This is a genomic window from Ruegeria sp. N7 (assembly GCF_056531345.1).
The window spans coordinates 14,764-33,089 of the sequence record NZ_JBQFLR010000026.1 but is presented as its reverse complement, the minus strand read 5'-3'; the positions used below and the strand labels follow the sequence as shown (position 1 = coordinate 33,089).

16 protein-coding genes and 1 riboswitch are annotated in these 18,326 nt (G+C 59.7%); of the genes, 4 read left to right on the top strand and 12 right to left on the bottom strand.

The genetic code is table 11. The features are described 5' to 3' along the window. Positions 1-137 precede the first annotated feature (137 nt). From ACR0ES_RS19110 to ACR0ES_RS19090, 5 genes are read right to left on the bottom strand one after another with little or no spacing between them, the layout of a single operon-like run. Entirely contained in the window at positions 138-2,768 is a 2,631-nt protein-coding gene (locus ACR0ES_RS19110; protein WP_480871508.1) for a phosphoenolpyruvate carboxylase, read from the bottom strand. After that, positions 2,768-3,739: a 2-hydroxyacid dehydrogenase gene (locus ACR0ES_RS19105; protein WP_480489218.1), complete on the bottom strand. Its 972-nt coding sequence runs from the start codon at positions 3,737-3,739 to the stop codon at positions 2,768-2,770. The genes ACR0ES_RS19110 and ACR0ES_RS19105 overlap by 1 nt, the downstream gene beginning before the upstream one ends. Continuing rightward, positions 3,739-4,626, bottom strand: a complete 888-nt coding sequence (sucD, locus tag ACR0ES_RS19100) for a succinate--CoA ligase subunit alpha (RefSeq protein WP_209508187.1) — start codon at positions 4,624-4,626, stop codon at positions 3,739-3,741. The genes ACR0ES_RS19105 and sucD overlap by 1 nt, the downstream gene beginning before the upstream one ends. Then, positions 4,623-5,822 (bottom strand): malate--CoA ligase subunit beta, encoded by a 1,200-nt coding sequence (locus ACR0ES_RS19095; protein ID WP_480489220.1) that lies wholly within the window; start codon positions 5,820-5,822, stop codon positions 4,623-4,625. The genes sucD and ACR0ES_RS19095 overlap by 4 nt, the downstream gene beginning before the upstream one ends. Before the next feature lie 15 nt (positions 5,823-5,837). Beyond that, the gene (locus ACR0ES_RS19090; RefSeq protein ID WP_480871507.1) at positions 5,838-7,079 is read right to left on the bottom strand and encodes a pyridoxal-phosphate-dependent aminotransferase family protein; all 1,242 of its coding nucleotides are present in this window, start codon (positions 7,077-7,079) and stop codon (positions 5,838-5,840) included. A 220-nt stretch (positions 7,080-7,299) separates the two neighbouring features. Between ACR0ES_RS19090 and ACR0ES_RS19085 the strand changes: the two genes are divergently transcribed. Further along, on the top strand, positions 7,300-7,929 hold the full coding sequence (locus tag ACR0ES_RS19085; protein ID WP_267365646.1) for a response regulator transcription factor: 630 nt from the start codon (positions 7,300-7,302) through the stop codon (positions 7,927-7,929). Positions 7,930-8,000: 71 nt separating this feature from the next. Here ACR0ES_RS19085 and ACR0ES_RS19080 read toward each other — a convergent pair whose 3' ends face one another. Continuing rightward, entirely contained in the window at positions 8,001-8,177 is a 177-nt protein-coding gene (locus ACR0ES_RS19080; protein WP_480539983.1) for a hypothetical protein, read from the bottom strand. Here ACR0ES_RS19080 and ACR0ES_RS19075 point away from each other — a divergent pair. The 3 genes from ACR0ES_RS19075 (at position 8,176) to ACR0ES_RS19065 (ending at position 13,172) form a co-directional block, all read left to right on the top strand. Beyond that, a complete protein-coding gene (locus ACR0ES_RS19075; RefSeq protein ID WP_480774462.1) occupies positions 8,176-11,889 on the top strand; it encodes a hypothetical protein in 3,714 nt (1,237 codons plus the stop codon). The genes ACR0ES_RS19080 and ACR0ES_RS19075 overlap by 2 nt on opposite strands. Further along, positions 11,882-12,880 (top strand): hypothetical protein, encoded by a 999-nt coding sequence (locus ACR0ES_RS19070; protein ID WP_480871506.1) that lies wholly within the window; start codon positions 11,882-11,884, stop codon positions 12,878-12,880. Before ACR0ES_RS19075 ends, ACR0ES_RS19070 begins: the two co-directional genes overlap by 8 nt. A gap of 76 nt (positions 12,881-12,956) precedes the next feature. Further along, a complete protein-coding gene (locus tag ACR0ES_RS19065; protein WP_480539989.1) occupies positions 12,957-13,172 on the top strand; it encodes a hypothetical protein in 216 nt (71 codons plus the stop codon). A gap of 16 nt (positions 13,173-13,188) precedes the next feature. Here ACR0ES_RS19065 and ACR0ES_RS19060 read toward each other — a convergent pair whose 3' ends face one another. The 6 genes from ACR0ES_RS19060 to ACR0ES_RS19035 all read right to left on the bottom strand — a co-directional run bounded on the left by ACR0ES_RS19060 (position 13,189) and on the right by ACR0ES_RS19035 (position 18,220). Then, on the bottom strand, positions 13,189-13,839 hold the full coding sequence (locus tag ACR0ES_RS19060) for an energy-coupling factor ABC transporter ATP-binding protein (protein ID WP_480774460.1): 651 nt from the start codon (positions 13,837-13,839) through the stop codon (positions 13,189-13,191). Continuing rightward, the gene (gene cbiQ / locus ACR0ES_RS19055; RefSeq protein WP_480774459.1) at positions 13,830-14,615 is read right to left on the bottom strand and encodes a cobalt ECF transporter T component CbiQ; all 786 of its coding nucleotides are present in this window, start codon (positions 14,613-14,615) and stop codon (positions 13,830-13,832) included. Before cbiQ ends, ACR0ES_RS19060 begins: the two co-directional genes overlap by 10 nt. Then, the gene (locus ACR0ES_RS19050) at positions 14,615-15,178 is read right to left on the bottom strand and encodes a cobalt ABC transporter permease (RefSeq protein WP_480774458.1); all 564 of its coding nucleotides are present in this window, start codon (positions 15,176-15,178) and stop codon (positions 14,615-14,617) included. The genes cbiQ and ACR0ES_RS19050 overlap by 1 nt, the downstream gene beginning before the upstream one ends. Continuing rightward, entirely contained in the window at positions 15,175-15,786 is a 612-nt protein-coding gene (cbiM, locus tag ACR0ES_RS19045) for a cobalt transporter CbiM (protein ID WP_480871505.1), read from the bottom strand. Before cbiM ends, ACR0ES_RS19050 begins: the two co-directional genes overlap by 4 nt. Before the next feature lie 6 nt (positions 15,787-15,792). After that, positions 15,793-16,578, bottom strand: coding sequence for a DUF4198 domain-containing protein (locus ACR0ES_RS19040; protein WP_480774457.1), 786 nt, complete (start codon positions 16,576-16,578; stop codon positions 15,793-15,795). Between the two features lie 132 nt (positions 16,579-16,710). After that, a riboswitch (cobalamin riboswitch) is annotated at positions 16,711-16,909 on the bottom strand. A gap of 120 nt (positions 16,910-17,029) precedes the next feature. Then, positions 17,030-18,220 carry an ROK family transcriptional regulator gene (locus ACR0ES_RS19035; protein ID WP_480774466.1) on the bottom strand — a complete coding sequence of 397 codons (1,191 nt, stop codon included), beginning with the start codon at positions 18,218-18,220 and terminating at the stop codon, positions 17,030-17,032. Positions 18,221-18,326 lie beyond the last annotated feature (106 nt).

Genomic DNA, 18,326 nt, shown 5'->3' with positions numbered 1-18,326 from the left:
GCTCGATCTCGTCGCGCTGACGACCCAGCTCAGACCGGATCGAGCCAAAAAGCTCAGGATCGCGGTCCGACAAGGACTGGGTGAAAAATCCATCTGTTCGATGCGGGGCGTTCACAGTTTTGGTCTCCTGAAAATGGTTAGCCGGTCCAGCCAAGACCAGCGGAAATGGCGTTCATGGATTGCAGCAGGGGCACGGGAACTGACCCTGCCTGCGGTTCGTTGCGGGCGTGTTGCAGCAGTTCGACCTGAAGGGCATGAATGCGGGCCAATTCGGCCTGTTTGCGGTCAAACCTCTCGCAAAGGCGGGGAAAGCGATGGCCGATGACCTGGCCACCGGTCAGAAACCGGATCGCTTTGCAGGCACGATCGTATTCCGCCTTGATCACCTGCGATACACGTTGGCGGATCTCGATATCAGAGACCAATTCACCATACTGCGCTGCGATTTCCATATCCGTCTGATAGAGCGATTTTTCCATCTCATCGACGGCAAGGCGGAACAGGCGGGAGTGTCGAAACATGTCGTGCAACACGTCATCACCGCGCGCGCCGCGAAACTTGCGAAAACTGGCCATGGCGGTGCCGAACCCGTACCAGCCGGTGATCAGGTGGCGGTTCTGCGACCACGCAAAGACCCACGGAATGGCCCGCAGGTCATCCAGACTGGCCGCGCCAAACCGGCGGGTCGGGCGGGACCCCATTTTCAGGCGGGCAAGTTCTTGGACGGGGCTCGCCTGCTGGAAATAGTCCAGAAAACCCGGCATCTGCAAAAGCGAGACATAGGCTGTCTGTGACAACTCTGACAAAGCATCCAATGCGTCATCAAATTCAGGCCGTGAAGGCGCCTCGTCAGGGGTCGCCGTATGGCGCATCGTGCTTGACAGCAACAACTCCAGATGCGCCGCAGCCGTGCCCCGGTTGGCATATTTGGCCGAAACCACCTCGCCCTGTTCGGTCACGCGCAGCCGCCCGGCAACTGTTCCGCTGGGCTGCGCGGCAATGGCACGCCCGGTCGGTGCACCACCCCGGCTGACCGAGCCGCCGCGACCATGGAAAAACGTGGCATTGAAACCTTGCGAGGCCAGCGCCGAGACGATCCGGCGTTGGGCGCGCTCCAACTCCCATGTTGAGCAGAAATAGCCCCCGTCCTTGCCGCTGTCCGAATATCCCAGCATCACCTCGATTACCCGACCGTCGGTTTTGAGGCTGCGACGGGCAAGCGGGACAGCCAGAACGTCCAGCAGGATCGATGGGGCATTTCGCAAATCGGCAATTGTCTCGAACAATGGGACTACCGAAAGATCCAGAGTTTCGGAGCCAAACCCGGCATAGCGGGCCAATAGGTAGATGCCGAGAATGTCGTCGGCCGAACGGGTCATGGACAGGATGAAGGGCCCTATTGCCTTGGGGTCCGGTCCCGATCGCACACCATGGACCAGAGCCAGAAGAGCAAGCAGTTCCCGCGCCTGATCGCTTAACGCATCGCGGTCTTGATAAGGCAGGTTCTGATCGGCCAGTTCGGTTCGCAAGCGGGCAGACCATTCGGCTGTGCCGTAAACCGGCACCTTTCCGCTATGCGACCAGATTTCGGCCAGAACGTCGGTTGTGACGGTCGAATTCTGGCGGATGTCCAGCGTTGTGGTCCGGAACCCGAAAACCGAAGCGGCCCGGCGCAGCGGACGGATGTGCTGCCGCGCCAGAATATCCGCGTTGACCGCACATAAAGCGGTATCAAGCGTGTCGAGATCGCCCACGAATTGCGAGATGTGATCATAGCCGCTGTTTGTCAGCCGATAGCGAATGGCATTGAGTGCTTGCCGGAACGGTTCATTCCGATTGCGTCCGGCGACCGGAGCCCGGTCGACTATCGCTTGTACTTGCGTCCTGACAGGTTCAGGTAAAGGCAATATCAGCGCGCTGATGCTCAACCTGCCCGCAGCACGTTCGAGTGCCTGGCGATAAAGCTCCAGAACTGTTTCGTGTCCGCGTTTCAGCGCCAATGCGGTCATCTCGGTCGTGACATTTGGGTTGCCATCCCGGTCGCCGCCGATCCAGCTGTGAAAGCGGATATCGGGTGTATCGCTCAGCGTACGGCCCAGCACTTGCAGGCAGGCCTGATCGAAGCGGCCCATAACCTGCGGGACGGCGTCAAAGATTGCATCGCGGAAGAACTGCAACCCCCATTCGATCTCGTCGTGCAGGCTTGGGCGCGACAGGCGGAGTTCGCCGGTCAGCCATAGGAGATCAATCTCTCCTTCCAGACCATTCAGCAATTCGGCGTGTTCTGTCGGGGTCCAGCGTTGCGTTTCAAGACTGACGAGGTTGCGGTAGATACGCCGGTGAATTTCCAGAACCGTAACCCGCTTGGCTTCGGTCGGATGCGCGGTCAGCGTGGGACCGGTACACAGGTTAGCGGTCAGCTTTTCAACCTGGTTATAGGTCAGGGACAAGTCCGTCAGGGCTTCGGCAAAACCGCCTTCTACCGCTTCTGCGCCGTTTTGGGTTTCGGTCAATCGACGGTCCCGAACCTCGGCGTTTTCATCGATGATGCACAACAATTGGAACCAGATCGAAAGGGCCTGCAAATACGGCGTTGCTTCGGGTCCCGTGGGAATGGCTTTCAGCGGCGTGGCCTCGGCCCATGCCGCCACATGTGGCGCCCGTTTCAGCAATATGTTCCGCCACAACGCCCGCAATTCCGAGCGCAACCCTTCGGCATAGCTCGAGGGGTTGGGAGTGGGCTGCATATTCGGGGCCAGCGCTTGCATCAGATCACGCGGTCCCGGGGTTCGCGGCCTTCAAAGAAATCATTCAGGTTATCGAGAACCCGAAACCCCATCGCCTCGCGCGCTTCACGGGTGGCGCTGCCCAGATGTGGCAGCATCACGAGGTTGTCGCATTGCAGCAGGTCCGGGCTGATACGGGGTTCACCATCGAACACGTCCAGCGCGGCCCCGCCGATCATCTCGAACATCAGGGCCTGTATCAGCGCCCATTCGTCGATCACCTCACCGCGCGCGGTGTTGATCAGAAAGGCGTCGGGCTTCATCAGGCCCAGTCTGCGCGCGTTGATCAGATGGCGGTTTTCAGCCCCGCCGGGGCAATGCAGCGAGACGAAGTCGCATTGCGGCAGCAAGTCGTCAATCGAGGCCACCTGCGTTGCATTGCACCTGGCCAGCACATCCGGCGCTATCTGACTGCGGTTGTAGACGAGGATGTCCATGCCAAAGCCATGATGCGCACGCCGGGCCATCTCTTGCCCGATGCGGCCATAGCCGATGATGCCCAGCGTTTTGCCGCTGACCTTGGTTCCAACCAGATGCGTGGGCCGCCATCCGGTCCAGTTGCCGGACCGAAGCTCGCGCTCACCCTCGCCCGCGCGCCGGGCCACCATCAGCAGCAGGGTCATGGCGATATCAGCGGTGCATTCGGACAAAACATCGGGCGTGTTGGTCACGGTCATGCCCAGCTCACGCGCCGACGGTTCGCAGATGTGGCTGTATCCGACACCGTAATTGGCCAGGATCTTGGTCTGCGCACCAGGGACGTCCATTGCCTCGGCGCTCAGTGTGTCCGTTACAGTTGGCAGCACCGCGTCATAAGTTTTCAAGGCTTGCCGGATTTCGGCCGGGGACATGGGTTTGTCCCCGGTGTTCAGAACGGCGTTATAGGTCTCGGCCAGCTGCGCCTCGACGGCGGCAGGCCAGCGACGGGTCACAAGAACCGAGGGTTTGACCATCACGCGGCCTCCATCACACGGGCAATTGTTTCACCGATCACCGCGGGGTTTTCGGCAACGGTCACCCCGGCGGCAGACAGGATCTCGACCTTTTCGCTGGCGCTTTCGCCAAAGGCCGAGATGATCGCACCCGCGTGGCCCATGGTGCGGCCCTTCGGAGCGGTCAGACCCGCGACATAGGCAATCACCGGCTTGGTGATGTGGTCGCGGATGTATTCGGCAGCCTCAGCTTCCTGTGGGCCGCCGATCTCGCCGATCATGGCGATGACATGGGTGTCCTCGTCCTCTTCGAACCGCTGCAGGATGTCCTTGAAGGATGACCCGTTGATCGGGTCGCCACCAATGCCGACACTGGTCGAGACACCGATGCCGCGTTCTTTCAGCTGCGCCGCGGCCTCGTAGCCCAGCGTGCCCGAGCGACCGATGATGCCGACATGACCGGGCAGATAGATGTGGCCCGGCATGATGCCCAGCAGCGCCTTTCCGGGCGAGATCGTACCGGCACAGTTCGGCCCGGTCAGCACCATGCGTTTCTCTTTCGGGTAGCGGTACATGTACCGCTTCACCCGGATCATGTCCTGCGCCGGAATCCCGTCGGTGATACAGACGCAGTAGCGGATACCGGCATCTGCGGCTTCCATGATTGAATCCGCCGCAAATGGCGGGGGTACGAAAACAAGGCTGGCATCCGCGCCGGTCGCCTCGACAGCCTGTTTGACGGTGTCAAAGACCGGAACACCTTCGACGGTTTCGCCACCTTTTCCGGGTACGACACCGCCCACGACATTGGTGCCATAGTTCAACATGTCCTTGGTATGGAACCGGGCCATGCGGCCGGTGATGCCCTGCACGATGACGCGCGAGTCACGGTCGAGAAGAATGCTCATTTCACAGCCCTCATCTTGGTGCCTTGAGTAAGGTCGTTTTTCCATGCGCCAACAGCGCGTTCTGCCGCCTCCATCAGCGTTGAGGCGCGAATGATCGGCAGGCCGGACTTGGCCAGAATCTTCTGACCCTCTTCGACATTCGTTCCAGCCAGCCGCACAACGACGGGCAGGTCGATGTCAAGTTCCCGCAGGGCCTGAACAACGCCTTCGGCCACCCAGTCGCAGCGGTTGATACCGGCGAAGATGTTGACCAGAATGGCCTGAACATTGTCGTCCGACAGGACCAGACGAAACGCCTTGGCCACACGTTCGGGCGAGGCCCCGCCGCCGATGTCGAGGAAATTTGCAGGTTCGCCACCAGCCAGCTTGATCGTGTCCATCGTGGCCATCGCCAGACCAGCGCCGTTGACGATGCAGCCGATGTTTCCGTCCAGCCCGACATAGGACAATCCGCGGTCGGCCGCGCGGCTTTCGCGCGGGTCTTCCTGGCTTTTGTCACGCAGTTCAGAGATTTGCGGATGGCGGAACAGGGCGTTGTCGTCAAAGCTCATCTTGGCGTCAAGCGCCAGCACCCGGTCGTCACCCGTGATGACCAACGGGTTGATCTCGACCATTGTCGCGTCCAGCTCGCTAAAGGCGGCGTAGCAGCCTTGCAATGTACGCACCATTTGCTGGATCAGCCTGGGTTCAAGCCCCAGATTGAATGCGATCTCGCGCGCCTGAAATTCCTGAAGCCCAACCGCCGGTTCCACGATGGAGCGGACGATGCTTTCCGGGCGGTCAGCCGAGATATCCTCGATCTCCATCCCGCCCTCGGACGAGGCCACGATCATCACCCTTTGGCTGGACCGGTCGAGGACAAAACCCAGATAGATCTCGCGATCAATCGGCACGGCGGCTTCGACATAGACGCGATAGATGCCTTTGCCTTCGGGGCCGGTCTGATGCGTGACCAGCTTGCGGCCAAACAGGTCATCGCAGGCCTGATAGATTTCGTTTTCGGTGTTGCACAGCTTGACCCCTCCGGCCTTGCCGCGACCGCCTGCATGGACCTGCGCCTTGACGATCCATTTGTCACCGCCCAGCTCACGCGCCCGATAGGCCGCTTGTTCCGGACTGTAGGCCAGTGCGCCGGATGGTATGGCGACACCGAAATTCGAAAGAATTTCCTTTGCCTGGTATTCGTGAATATCCATCTGATCCGCTCCTGTTTATGCAGCGATTGAGGTGCCGTAACGGCTTTCCAGCAGGTCTTCGATTGCGTCTTGGTCGACCGTTCCGCCCAGCTCTCGGATGGCTTCGGCGAACAGGCGCACAATCCGGCTGACGGCGTCGCGGTTCAATTGGTTGAGGATGCCGATGCGCACCTGCACGGGTGCGCTGAGCGTCGGCCAGATGCCAAACCCGCGCGCGCGGCAGTTCTGGACCAGCTCCATCTCGCGGCCAGCCAGTTCCGGGGGCAGGTTCAGCACGATCAGGCTGGGCATGTCGGAGGTGACCTCGCAGCCCATTTCGGTGACGGCGTCCCGCAGAACCTTCTCGTGCGTCTTGTACGACGCGGACCGCTTGGCCAGACCTTCCTGAAGGGTCAGGCGCAGGGATTCATGGAAGGCCGCAACGGCGTAGCCCGAATGGGTGCGGTGATAGGTGCCCTTTTCAACATCCTGCCCATCGACAATGCCCCAATGGCGGGCCTCAAAGATGGGATTGTGCACATAGGTATAGGCACCGGTGGTTTTCAGTGAGGTGATATAGCCGTCGGTAAAGCTGACAGGGGCATAGGTCAGCGGCAAGCAGCACAGACCTTTCTGCGGGCAGGACGCCCATCCGGCGATACCCGGAAAATCGTCTATCGAGAAGTCATCGACGCCCAGAGACGACACCGCATCGATCAGACCCATCGCGCCATGACGTTCGCACGCGTCGGAAAATCCGCGCAGGTCATTGATGCGGCCCGATCCGGTTTCCCAATGCGCCATGAAAGCCCATTTCGGTTTGTGCTGCGCCAGCGTCGCTTCGACCAGATCACCGGTGACCGGCTGGCCGTGCGGAACCTCGATCACGGTGACGCTGGCGGCCTGAGGTGCCATCGGGTTGGCTGCATGTTCTTCGGGCGTCGCCGCCTTGATCCGCAGGGTCAGCGCGTCAATCCCCGAGAATGTCCCGTTGGCAAAAGCAACGACCTTATCGCTAGGCATGACAGCCGAAAACATGGTGTCCAGGGCGCTCCAACCGGTGCCGGCAACAGCAAAGGTATAGACGTTTTGGGTGCCCCAGATTTTCCGCAGCATGTGCTTGCATTCGACCATCCCCCTAAGGACGTCCCCCTGCATGTGATCGGCAACGCCTGCATCGGCAAAGGCCTTGAGGACGCGCGCATCCGTGTTGCCCGGCCCCGGCCCCGCTGCGAGGGTCTGAGGGATTTCGAGCGGAGGGAAAATCTGAAAAGTCATGGTCTGGCATCCTCGGCTGTTGGCCGGGCATAGCGGCCCGTTGTGTCAAGTTACCGAGCAGGAAACGCGAGCTTGCCTTATGACGCAACGTAACTTACTACTGCTTTTGGATGGCCAATAGGACGGGGCAATACCTACCCGTTTTGGTAAAAATACGAAGGTATACAAAGAAATGACCTATCCTTATGGGTAGGTTTTTCCGGAATCGGGGCAAAATCATATGGTTGAGACACCGAACAAACCCATCGACATCATGCTGGCGGACGGCAACCCGCTGGTTCTGTCGGCCATGTCCGAAATATTCGAGCGGGACCCCCGATTCTCGCTGATGGCCACGTCAGCAACGGCCGAAGGGTTTCTGGGAACGGTGATGCGGGTTCCCGTTCAGGTTGGTGTCGTCGACTGGACACTTCCGGTTTTGGGGGCCGCCAAACTGATTGAGGTTCTGCGCGATCAGCCCAACGCCCCGCGCTTTGTCGTTTATGGCGACACTGGCGGCGATGTCCCGCGATTGGCGATGCAGGCGGGTGCGGCTGGATTTGCCGCCCGCACGGGCGAGGTTGAGGGTCTGCTGGAAACCTGCGCCAAAGTTGCAGCGGGTAAGATGGTGTTCCCGTTCATCGATATCCGTAAAATGCAACAGGACCCGATCCAGAGCCTGTCGCGTAAGGAGCGCGCAATTCTGGAGGCGCTGGCGCAGGGAATGTCAAACCGGGATCTATCGAAGGAACTTCAGATCTCGACAAACACGGTCAAGTTTCACCTGTCCAACATCTACGAAAAGCTGAGTGTCAAAAACCGAACGCAGGCCATTGCGTATTTCTATTCGTCTCAGCAGTCACGAAACTAGACCAAAGGCGATTTGGATGCCGATGTTTCCGGGCAGGTTATTCGTCCAGCTCTGACCAATTCTGGATACCGTCAGCAGCAAGAGACACGGTGCTTGTCCTGAGCGCTTTGCCGCGCGTGGCGGTAGGCACAACCCTGCGTTGCTTCCGCGAATCCCCCAAACATGTTACCTTGGGTCACCTTTAATGATTTGACTTCTTTTTCTGACATCTCGTTTTTTTCAGCTCTTTCTCGAGAGGTGACGTTCATGTCCGACTCCAGCAGTGAGCCCCCGCGCATAACGCTGTCCATACCAAATCTTCGGCCAAACCCATCGATATCAGCGGAAATTTCCGGCACTGTCGCGGCTGGTGCGCACAGCGTTGAGGATCAGAAGCGGGTTGAGGCGGAAAAGCTCAAGGCATTGCGCCGCGGTGTTGGAGTTGAGCTTTCTGCGGAAGTGATCAACGATCTGGTTGACAGGCGTGTTCAGTCGACAGGCGCAGTTTTTCGCCAGCTTGCAACCATTCGCGAAGATCTGGCCGGAGGCTTTCTGGGGGCGGTCGTTCCCACCCTCGCTCCGAAACTGCGGGGGGAACTGATCAACCCTGACGGGACCCCTACCGAACGTGTGATCGTCGAGGTCCTGCGCCCCACCTTTACCGCCAATGAAGGGATCGACAACGCGGATTTCTCGTGGGCTGTCAAAGCCGCCGTCACGGACGCGCGCGGGCTCTTCTCGCTTGATCTGCCCAATCTTCGCCTGCCACAGAACGGCCTGCGGTTGCGGATCAGGGGTCAAAACACCACCCTGACAGAAGCCGTGCCGCGCGTTGACGCGCTGGACGGCGAAATGGGCCTTGTGGTGCTGGATCGCACGCTCCTCCCTTTGCAGCGTTCGATCGTCGGCGAGCTGGCCGATATCTTGCCGGTGGATCCCGAGGATGCTGAAGAAAACATATCCGATTTCACCGGTACGCAGGCCCCTATCGTGCTGGGCGAGGGCGATTGCGCGTCGGAGTACCGAACCGAAGGCGGCACGGTTTCACGGCGGCGCTATTCGGTTCTTTACCGGCTGATTGATCCGCTCGTCGGGCCCAAGAATATCGTTCGAACACGCCCCATAGGCGGTGGCCGTTTTGTGACGACTATTCCGGGTACAACCTTTGCTCAGGCCAATCTGTCCGCCGAAACGCTTCTGGCCGCGTTCAACAATGACGGGGGTGATTGGGATTTTCGGGACAGGATTCCGATTGATGAACCCATTGATATTGAAGACTTCTTTGAAGATCTTGAAGAGCGGCCTCAGGATGTGCCCAAGGCGTCGAGCCTTGCGCTTGGGTATATTGCCAAGATGCGGTCGACGGCTGTCCACGCTGGCATGTCTTTGGGTCGGCTGGTCTATTCCCTGCCGCTTGCCCCGGGAGAAGAGCAGCGGATTGTCGTGTCGGAACAGCGCGAAACGCTGAGCGTACGTGAACGAGAGAGCCTGACATTTGAAGAGCAACAGGAATTCGAGGAAGCCCGCGACACGTCCTTTGACAGTACGTTTGAAAGCGCGCTGGATGAGGTAATTCAGGGCACGTCTTCGTTTTCGACCCGCGCTTTTTCAAAGAGCTTCGGAGGCGCAGGTGGCGTTGGTGGCGGCCTGTTCGGAGGCATCGGGGCCATCGTCGGCGGCGTGGGCTTCAGCGGCGCACGGTCCAGTTCTAATTCTTCCGGCAATTCGTCCAACACGCAGAACACATCGCGCGATTTTCTGTCCGACACCCATGAGACATTCTCTGCCGCGCTTGAACGGGCGGCTTCGGTCAAGCGCAATTCTGCACGGACCAGTGTGCGCACTGCAACTGCGACGGATCGGCGGACGGCAACAACGAAATTCGTGGCCAACCGCAATCATTGCCACGCAATGACCATGCAATGGTTCGAAGTCCTGCGGGACTTTTCCCTGGAAACGCGTATCGAGGGCGTGCAGCTGGTGGTCTTTGTGCCCATGCAACTCATCCGCTTCCGCCGTCTGGGGCAAGGCGATCAGTTGCCGGGCAATGTCACCCGGTCCGGATTGCTGAGCCGGTACAAGGTCATCCTGCGCCATGCCGAAGTGTTCCGGCGCGTGTTCCGAAACCGCCGCAGATTCCGCAGCGCACTGAAGCTGCTGGAAGAGTTTTATGCGGACAAGGATGCAACACCGCAGAACGCGCCCGGCGTCGCACAGGACATCGTCAGTTTCGAGGCGCAGGGCACGTTCATGCCCAATGATGACATTTCTGTCGTGATCTTCACGCAGGATGGCGACCGGGTCGGACCTGTGCCGCTGACCGGATCGCCGATCGACATCGACAACCTGCATGACCTGCCAGCGGAAACACGCGAGAACCTGCTTGTCCGGCTGGCTGATGCCCGGCGTGATCCGACCAAGCGCCGGACCTATACCGGCTCTGTGGCTTTGCCCCGTTCGGTCGAGCGGTCGGATATCGCCCGTGTCGAGCTGCGCAGGCGGACGGGTTCGTTTGCCTACTCGTTCTACACCGGTCCTGATCCCATCAACATTTTCAACATCTGGGAGCATCTGGCCAATCTGGAAGATGCCGACGATCTGGATCGGGCCACCCGCAATATCAACCGCAGCCTTCGCACCACGATCTCGGGCTCGGACTTTGACGATCTGGTGGGTCCGCCCATGGTCAGCGAGTTTGAGGCGCGTATGAACGAAAACGCCCAGACCGTTGTTGATGACAATACGTTCCAGGCGCTGCCTGCCACCCTGCCCTATTCGGTGCAGGAAGTGCCGGACGTTCTGTCACGCCGGGATCTGCGCCGCATCGAAGAAATGTACCAGCATATTGTGGCCAACACCGTTCGCTATTCCCGCGTGATTTGGGCCAGCATGACGGACGAAGAACGTGCGATTCTGCTGGAGCGTTTCACCATAGGGGTACCGGAAGGCGGGCTGGACGATGCCTCAAGCGAGATATCGCTGCTCAGCACCGTCCAGAACAAGGTGTTGGGGTTCTATGGCAATGCCATGATCATGCCCTTCTCGATCCCGCCCGATTTGGCCGACCGGATGGAGATGCGGACCGGTGACATTCAGGACAGTCTTCTGGCCTTCCATCGCGAAGACTTCCGACCACCGCGCCGCACGATCTCGCTGCCGACCAGGGGCCTGTTGGGCGAGGCTGTACTGGGCCGCTGCAATTCCTGCGAGATGATCGACCATCGCCGCTTCTGGAACTGGCAGGACAGCCCGACACCGCCACCGGTTGGCGACGCGCCGGTCCTGCCTGCTGACAGTGACGCCATCTTTGGTACACGTGCGCCGTCAGACCTGCCGAACAACCAGCCTTCGAACACGCTGACCATTGCAGGGGGCGACATTGGCACCGGCCAGGCTGTGCCCACGTCGCAACTGGCCGAAATCCTCAAGGCTGCGCCTGATCTTGCAAGGGCGGGAACTGATCTGACGGGCCTGAAGGAGTTGCAGGCGCAACTGGCGCTTGAAACGCAATCGGTCGCCGCCGGTCGGGACAAGGCCATCGACACGGCGACGGATCTGACCAAGGAGCTGGTTGGAAAGGCCACGGAACTTGCGGGTAAAGGTCAGGAAATCGCTGCCGCCCGCAAAGAGGAAGAAGCCAAGAAGGCCGCCGCTGACAAGAAGGCATTCGACGCCAGCAATGCCGCCAAGATCAAGGGGTTTGAGGATATTGCCAAGAACGCTTCGGGTGTTTCCGCGCTGATCGGTGGGCAACCGGATGGCAACCGGGCCGGTTTCGTTCAAAACCTGTTCAAGGATTTCCCCGGCGGGGCTGCTGCTTTGGCCAACCCATCCAACACGCTGCTTCTGGCCAAGCTTTTCGGGGCCTTCACCAAGGCGAACGCGGATGCCGATGACGGCAGCGCGACCAAGGCCGGCAGCCAGTCGGTGCTGGATTTCCTCAATGGCCTGAACGCCCCTGCGGAGGACGACAATGAGTGACACGAGCACAAATGTGACGGACAAACCGGGAATTGATGAAAGCCTTGCCGAGGCGATCATCAACATTCTTGAAACGACCAACTCTCCGGCGATCCAGCGTGCCCGTGAGGTGATTGCCCATAGGCTTGCCATTGCGGGCGATATTGCCCCATCGCGCATCCCTGCGCCGCGCAACATCACCGAGATCGGCGGCTATATCAATCTGCTGAGCGAGTATGGTGAGGCCGAACAGCGCGCACGCATGATCGCGGCCGCTTTGGGTATCGCGGGACCGCAGATTTCGCTGCCGCAGCCGGGTGCCATTCCGCCGATGTCTTTCATCACCCGCGACGGGGCAAGGCCCGTAGGTCCGCAACAAGCCAGTTTCCCGCTGAGCTTCACGATCCGCAGTGATTTCGTTCCGGCCTTCGACAATGCGTTGCAGGAAATCGCGATACGTGGCGGTGCGGTGCCGATCCTGACACCTGTCAGGGTCCTGCCGGCCGCCGGATCAGGCCCGGTGACCGACGGTATTGCACAGCTGGCTTTGATCGGTCGGACCCTCAGCCTGGCACCAACTGCGGCGCTGCATGCCGTGGCCACCGACCCCCTGTCGCTCAGCCGTCCGACTGCGGGTGGCGGGTTCGAGGTTCTGGCACGGGTCATCGACGCCGCCGCCCCGATTGCCGGGACCATCGCGGCGGCAGACTGGACAAGCTGGGAATGCGATGCTGCTGCCTGTTCCGAGGTTGACAGCAACGATGCGCGCTTTGCCCTTTCACCGATCCTGAATGCGGCCGGTTGGCACCAGGCGGCTGATCCCGGCAATCCCAACAGCCTGTCCGATCCCGGCAGCTGGGCCGCGTGGCAGAACATCACCGGGCTTGTACCCGGCGTCACACGGTTCGCGGATGAGCTGCAATTGCTGTACCCTGCCGAGATGCTCATCACCTCGCCGGTTTTAAACCAACTGGACAATGTCTGGACGGGAAGCGCATTCGCCGCGCCATAGGACCCCCTCTGCGACCGCAACAATGTGATTTGGCGGCACTTGGCTTTTGGGGTTACGCTTGAACAGGAGGGCCGCCATGCAAAACCCGGAACGTTTCGAAAAATTCTTCTTTGCCAAAGTTGGCATGGGCGAAGCCTGCGGTTGCGCCGAGCGCATCATCGACGTTTTCGAATTCAACCGAAAAGGTGGTGCGCAGTCGAAACACCCGGTGAAACAGGACCGGCGCGGACGCCTGTCGTTTCGGGCATGGGCGGTCAGATATGGGCTTATAAGCCGAAAGCGGCACAGCTGAACACGGATTGGTCCTGTCAGACAGCCACCAGTTTTCCGTCTCGCAAATCGAGCGCATCCGGTGCCAGTTCGGCGCGGAAGGCCGGGGAATGGCTGACAAGAAGGATCGCTTGCGGCAATGCCCGGAGGATTTCCAGCAGCCGGGCCTCGTTCCGTGGGTCCAGCGCGTTGGTAGGCTCATCAAGCAGCAGAACCTCGGGCTCCATCGCCAGAACGGTCGCCAGCGTAACCAGCCGTTTTTCACCCCCTGACAACTTGTGGGTGATGCGGTTCTTCAGATGCATCAGGTCCAGATCACCCAACACGCTTTCAACGATGGCAAGTGCTTCGTCGCGTGTTCTGCCCAGGTTGAGCGGGCCAAAGGCGATATCCTCGGCGACGGTCGGGCAGAACAACTGATCATCCGCATCCTGAAACACAAGTCCCACCCGGCGGCGCACGTCGTGAAAATCGGCCTCTTGCACCCTTTGCTGACCAAAGATCGTGACCGTGCCGGACCGTGGGCGCTGCAAGCCAAGCGTGATACGCAGCAAGGTCGATTTTCCCGCCCCGTTCGGGCCCGTCAGCGACAGGCGTTGACCGGCGGACAGGCTGAGGCTGGCACCATCCAGAACGGGTGGCTGACCGGGGTAGGCAAAGCAGATATCTTCAAGCGCAATCAGTGCCATGCAAAATCCAGTATGATCAGACCCGCGCAAAGAGCACCAAGACCTGCGGCAAAAACAATGTCCCTTCGGGTCAGGGCAAAATCCTGAAGAAGCAGCATACGGCCTGAAAACCCCCGGCATTTCATCGCATCAAGTATGCGTTCGGATCTTTCGATCGCGCGCACCAGCATCATGCCAACGAGATAGCCAAAGCTGCGATAGGTGTGCCAGTTTGTTGCCGGGCGAAAGCCGCGCACTTTCATAGCCGCGCGCAGGCGCAGGTATTCTTCCCGCAGAACCTCGATATAGCGGATGGTGAACATCAGAAGGTGAACCAGCTTTTCGGGGCAGCGTAGGCGGTGCAAGGCGTGGCCAAGCGTAACCGGCTCCATCGTGCCGACCAGCACCATAAGGGACAGGATGACCGCGTTGGCCGTCAAGGCGATCTCGACCGCTTTCCAGAAACCCTGCCAGCTTGCAGGAAACCCCCAGAGCGTAAACATCGGGTCGCCGGGCATGGAGAATGGCAACAACACCAGCATGAACAGGATGAACCCGTCCATCATGGCCATGCGTTTCAATGTCTTCCGCCAGGGCAGACGCGACGCGGCAAGAAGCGAAAGGGACACCGCCAGAGCCGCGCACAGCGCTGTCAGCGAGGACACCGCCACTGTCACCACCGCGAAGACAACCGCCATAACGATCCGCATCCTAGGATCAAGCGGGTTGATCGCGCCGCGCCGCTGCGCGCCCGCTTTGACCAGCGTGTTTTCCTGTTGCCCCAGAACGTGCGCCATCAAGCCGCCAGCTTGCGGCGTGCCGCAAAGTAAAAGCCCAGACCAAACAGACCGACGATATATCCGATCCCACCCAGAACAGTTTGCAGGTCATTTTGTTCGCGGTATGCCGCTATTTCCCGACGCAGCGGGCGCAGCTCATCCCGAACGGCCCTGGCAATGACCTGTTGTTGTTCTGTGCTGAACACCGCCACTGTCTGGGCAGGTGCGTTTGTTGGCGGGGTGTCGGGTTCCGCTTCAACGCCCATGATCCGGGCGACATCCGCAGCGGGCATGGTGACCTCGGCCACATGTCCGGCACCAAGGTTTGCAAAGAATGTATGGGCCACCGGCGCGTTTGGCGTGTAGATAAAAAACCCGTCTGCATCTGTTACGATACGGCCCAGCTCGGCTCCGTCCGGGCCGTTGACGATGACCTCGGTATCGCTTGCCATGTCGCCGTTGGAAAAGCCGATTTCGCCTTCGATGGCGTCACCGGATTTAAACACTCCGGCTATGACCTTATGCGCCAAGGCAGGTAGGGGTGCGCAGCACAGCGCCAGAATGATTGCCAGATACCTCATGCGACCGCTCGTTTGACAAACAGCTCGGGCTTGACCTTGCGCGCCAGCAAAACCGCGAACCCAGTCAGGATCGCCTCGATCGCCATGACAGGAATATGTGCAAAGAAAACAAGCTTGGCCACTGGCAGGAATGCATCCCCGGACAGGGCCAGTGAAAACGCAACCATGCCGGTTGTGGCGGCGATGGCAAAGGCACCGCCGACCCCGCCCCATATCGCACCTTGCAGAGGTGAGCCATGGGCGATCAGGCGGCCAAAGATCAGCCCGGCCAAAACCGCGGGCAACGCGATGTTCAGGGTGTTGATCCCCAATACCGTCAACCCGCCAAAGCCAAAGAAGACGGCCTGCAGCAAAAGCCCGACGAACAAGGCCGGGAATGCGGCCCAGCCCAACAAAAGCCCGGCCATACCGTTGAGGATCAGATGCACTGACGAAGGGCCAATCGGCACATGGATCAGCGATGCCACGAAAAAGCTGGCAGACAGCACCCCCGCAGTGGGGATGCGATCAAGATCCAGCGACCTGAGGCCCATGGCAATCCCACCCGCCGCAGCGACGGCTCCGCCGATCACGACCGGGTTGGACAAGGCTCCGTCAACGATGTGCATCTACGGTTACTCCAAATCCCAGGCGCGGATCCAGATGACCGCGTCCTGACTGAGTTCTTTGCCGTTGTGTTCGGTCACGGGACCGGCGCCGAGTGCGGCAAATCCCCAATATCCGGCTTTTGGAACGCCAAACGTGAAATACCCGTTATCATCCGAAGTTGCGACCAATGCACCACCCGGCATCGGCGAGACCGACGGGGCGGAAGCGGCCGCGCTTTCCATGTTCGGTTCTGCGGCCATGTACTCGATCTCGATCTCGGCACCCGCAACCGGTTGGCCTTCGGCCATAACCCGACCTGTAAACGTCGAACCCGCGATGATGTTGGTTGGTTTGTTGAGCGGGATGATCTCAACCGGCAGGCCCACCGGGTTCATCCAGTCGGTCGGCAGTTCATTGCGGTTCATGAATGCCTTGGCGATCTGCTGGATATAGATATCCTCGGATTCCTCATAATAGGGCTGGGGAACAGTCACCAACACATAGTCGCCCGACCGTTTGACGGGAACATAACCCTTGAATGCCGCGCCTTCGTTTTCGCCGCCGGTGAAACGTACGGGTTCCAGGGTATCCAGCAGATCGGTTTTCTGACCGTTGTGGATCACGTAGAATTCCTGCGGCTTGTCCAGATCCATGACATGCCCGTTCGAGAACGGATGCCAAAAGATCAGCTTGACCGGAACATTCCCCGGTGCGTCGATCATGGTGTCAGCGGTGTATTCCAGCAGGAAATGCGCATTTGCCATCGCTGGAAGCGCCATCGCCACAGCGGCTGCGGAAAGCAGCTTGGTCATCAATAGTCGTCCTTGTCCCATCGCACCAACCCCGGTACGAGATGCGTTTTGACTGCGGGGACGTCCAAGCTAAGCTGCTTTTTCAAGCATCCTGCTCCGACGCACATCCCGTCGCCGATTAGGAGTGCCCTTGTCAAAGGCACATGTCCGGCAGGTATCCTGACTTGCGGGTCAAAGCGTTGGGCTGGCCTTCCCGGATTAACTCCAGTGGCACTTCAGCCCTGCTCGCCGCTTACAGTTGCGGGTGCAGTTGCGGAGTTGGGCCAAAGCCCGCACCGCATTCCCTATTGATTCCAGAGCACGCCCCGGAACCGGACATGCCGAGCGGCTTGCCAGACTTCTTCGGCATCCGTCAACGATCAATTGCGCTGGCTGTCAAAAAGTTTAGCGGGCAATGCCCTTTTTCCGGCGGATCCGCTTTGGATAAAGGTCGGGGTTTTTCGGGAATGAACTACCCTTCGAGCAGGTATCTTTCCGACAATGGCAAACTGGCCGCCCCCAATGAGCGGGCATCCGGGCCTGCCGTCCCCACCTGCACCAAGGGCCGTTCAAGCCCGGTCAGGTTCATGTCAGATAGTTTGACCTCGACCAATTCCACCAGCCGCGCCTTGATGCCTGCGGGCATCCAGCCATCAATCTTGACAGATTCGAAGTCGATCAGGCTGCAAGACGAGACGATGGCATGTGCGATCCCGTGCGCCGCTTGTTTCAGCCAGTTCTCAAGGTGGGTTTCCGGTAGGTCCCAATGCTGTGTCGTTTCCCAGATTGAGCCGGCTGTTTCGGCATTCCCACCAACTGCGCGCTCCAGCACATAAAGACTGGCGACATCTATCAATGGTTTCACTCCGCCTGCGTCGTCCGGCACGGGCAATGGGCCAAGCGCACCGGCGTTTCCCCGCCCCGAAAAGATCGAGCCGTTCAGAACCACCCCGCCCCCGATGAAGAAGCCCACATAAAAATACAGGAAATCTCGTGGGCCTTCCGCCGGGCCAAAGACCAGCTCGGCACCGCAGGCGGCCGTTGCGTCGTTCTGCAGGAATACCGGCAAGTCATAGCTTGCGGCCAGCGCGCCTTTCAGGTCCGCGTCACGCCACGGATCCATTTTCTCCTGCGGAACCTGCAATGTCTGCGCCCAGTCCCAAAGGTAGAACGGCATCGCAATCCCAAGACCCGCGATCCGGCTGCGCGCCTCGGGCGACAGTGACGCCATCACTTTGTCGAGGCTTTCTTTGGAAAAGCTCAATGTCGCCTCGGGCGTCGGAAAATCATAAGTCCGCCGCTCACGGTGCCTGACATTGCCAAGGAAATCCGTCAGCACCAATTCGGTACTGCGCCGCCCGACTTTGAGCCCAAAGAAATAAGCGCCATCCGGGTTCAGGCGCATGGGAACCGAGGGCTGTCCGACTTTTCCCCGGATCGGTTCGCCCCGCAGAAGCAGCCCATCGGTTTCCAACTGGCGCATGATGACCGAGACCGTCTGCGCCGACAGCCCGGTCATCCGCGCGATTTCAGATTTTGCGAGGGCCTGATGGCGCCGGACCAGTGACAGGACAAGCCGTTCATTTCGGGCCCGCATTCCACTTTGGTTGGTGCCGCGCATATCTGGCTCGCGTACGCCAGTGGTATTGTCCAAAGAGTTCATTGCAGACACGGCCATCCCCTTCATGACGACAATGTTGAAACCCTTCCTTTCTGTCAATAATAATTAAGAGTGATTTATTTATTGACTCGAAATTCGAATCTTGTGA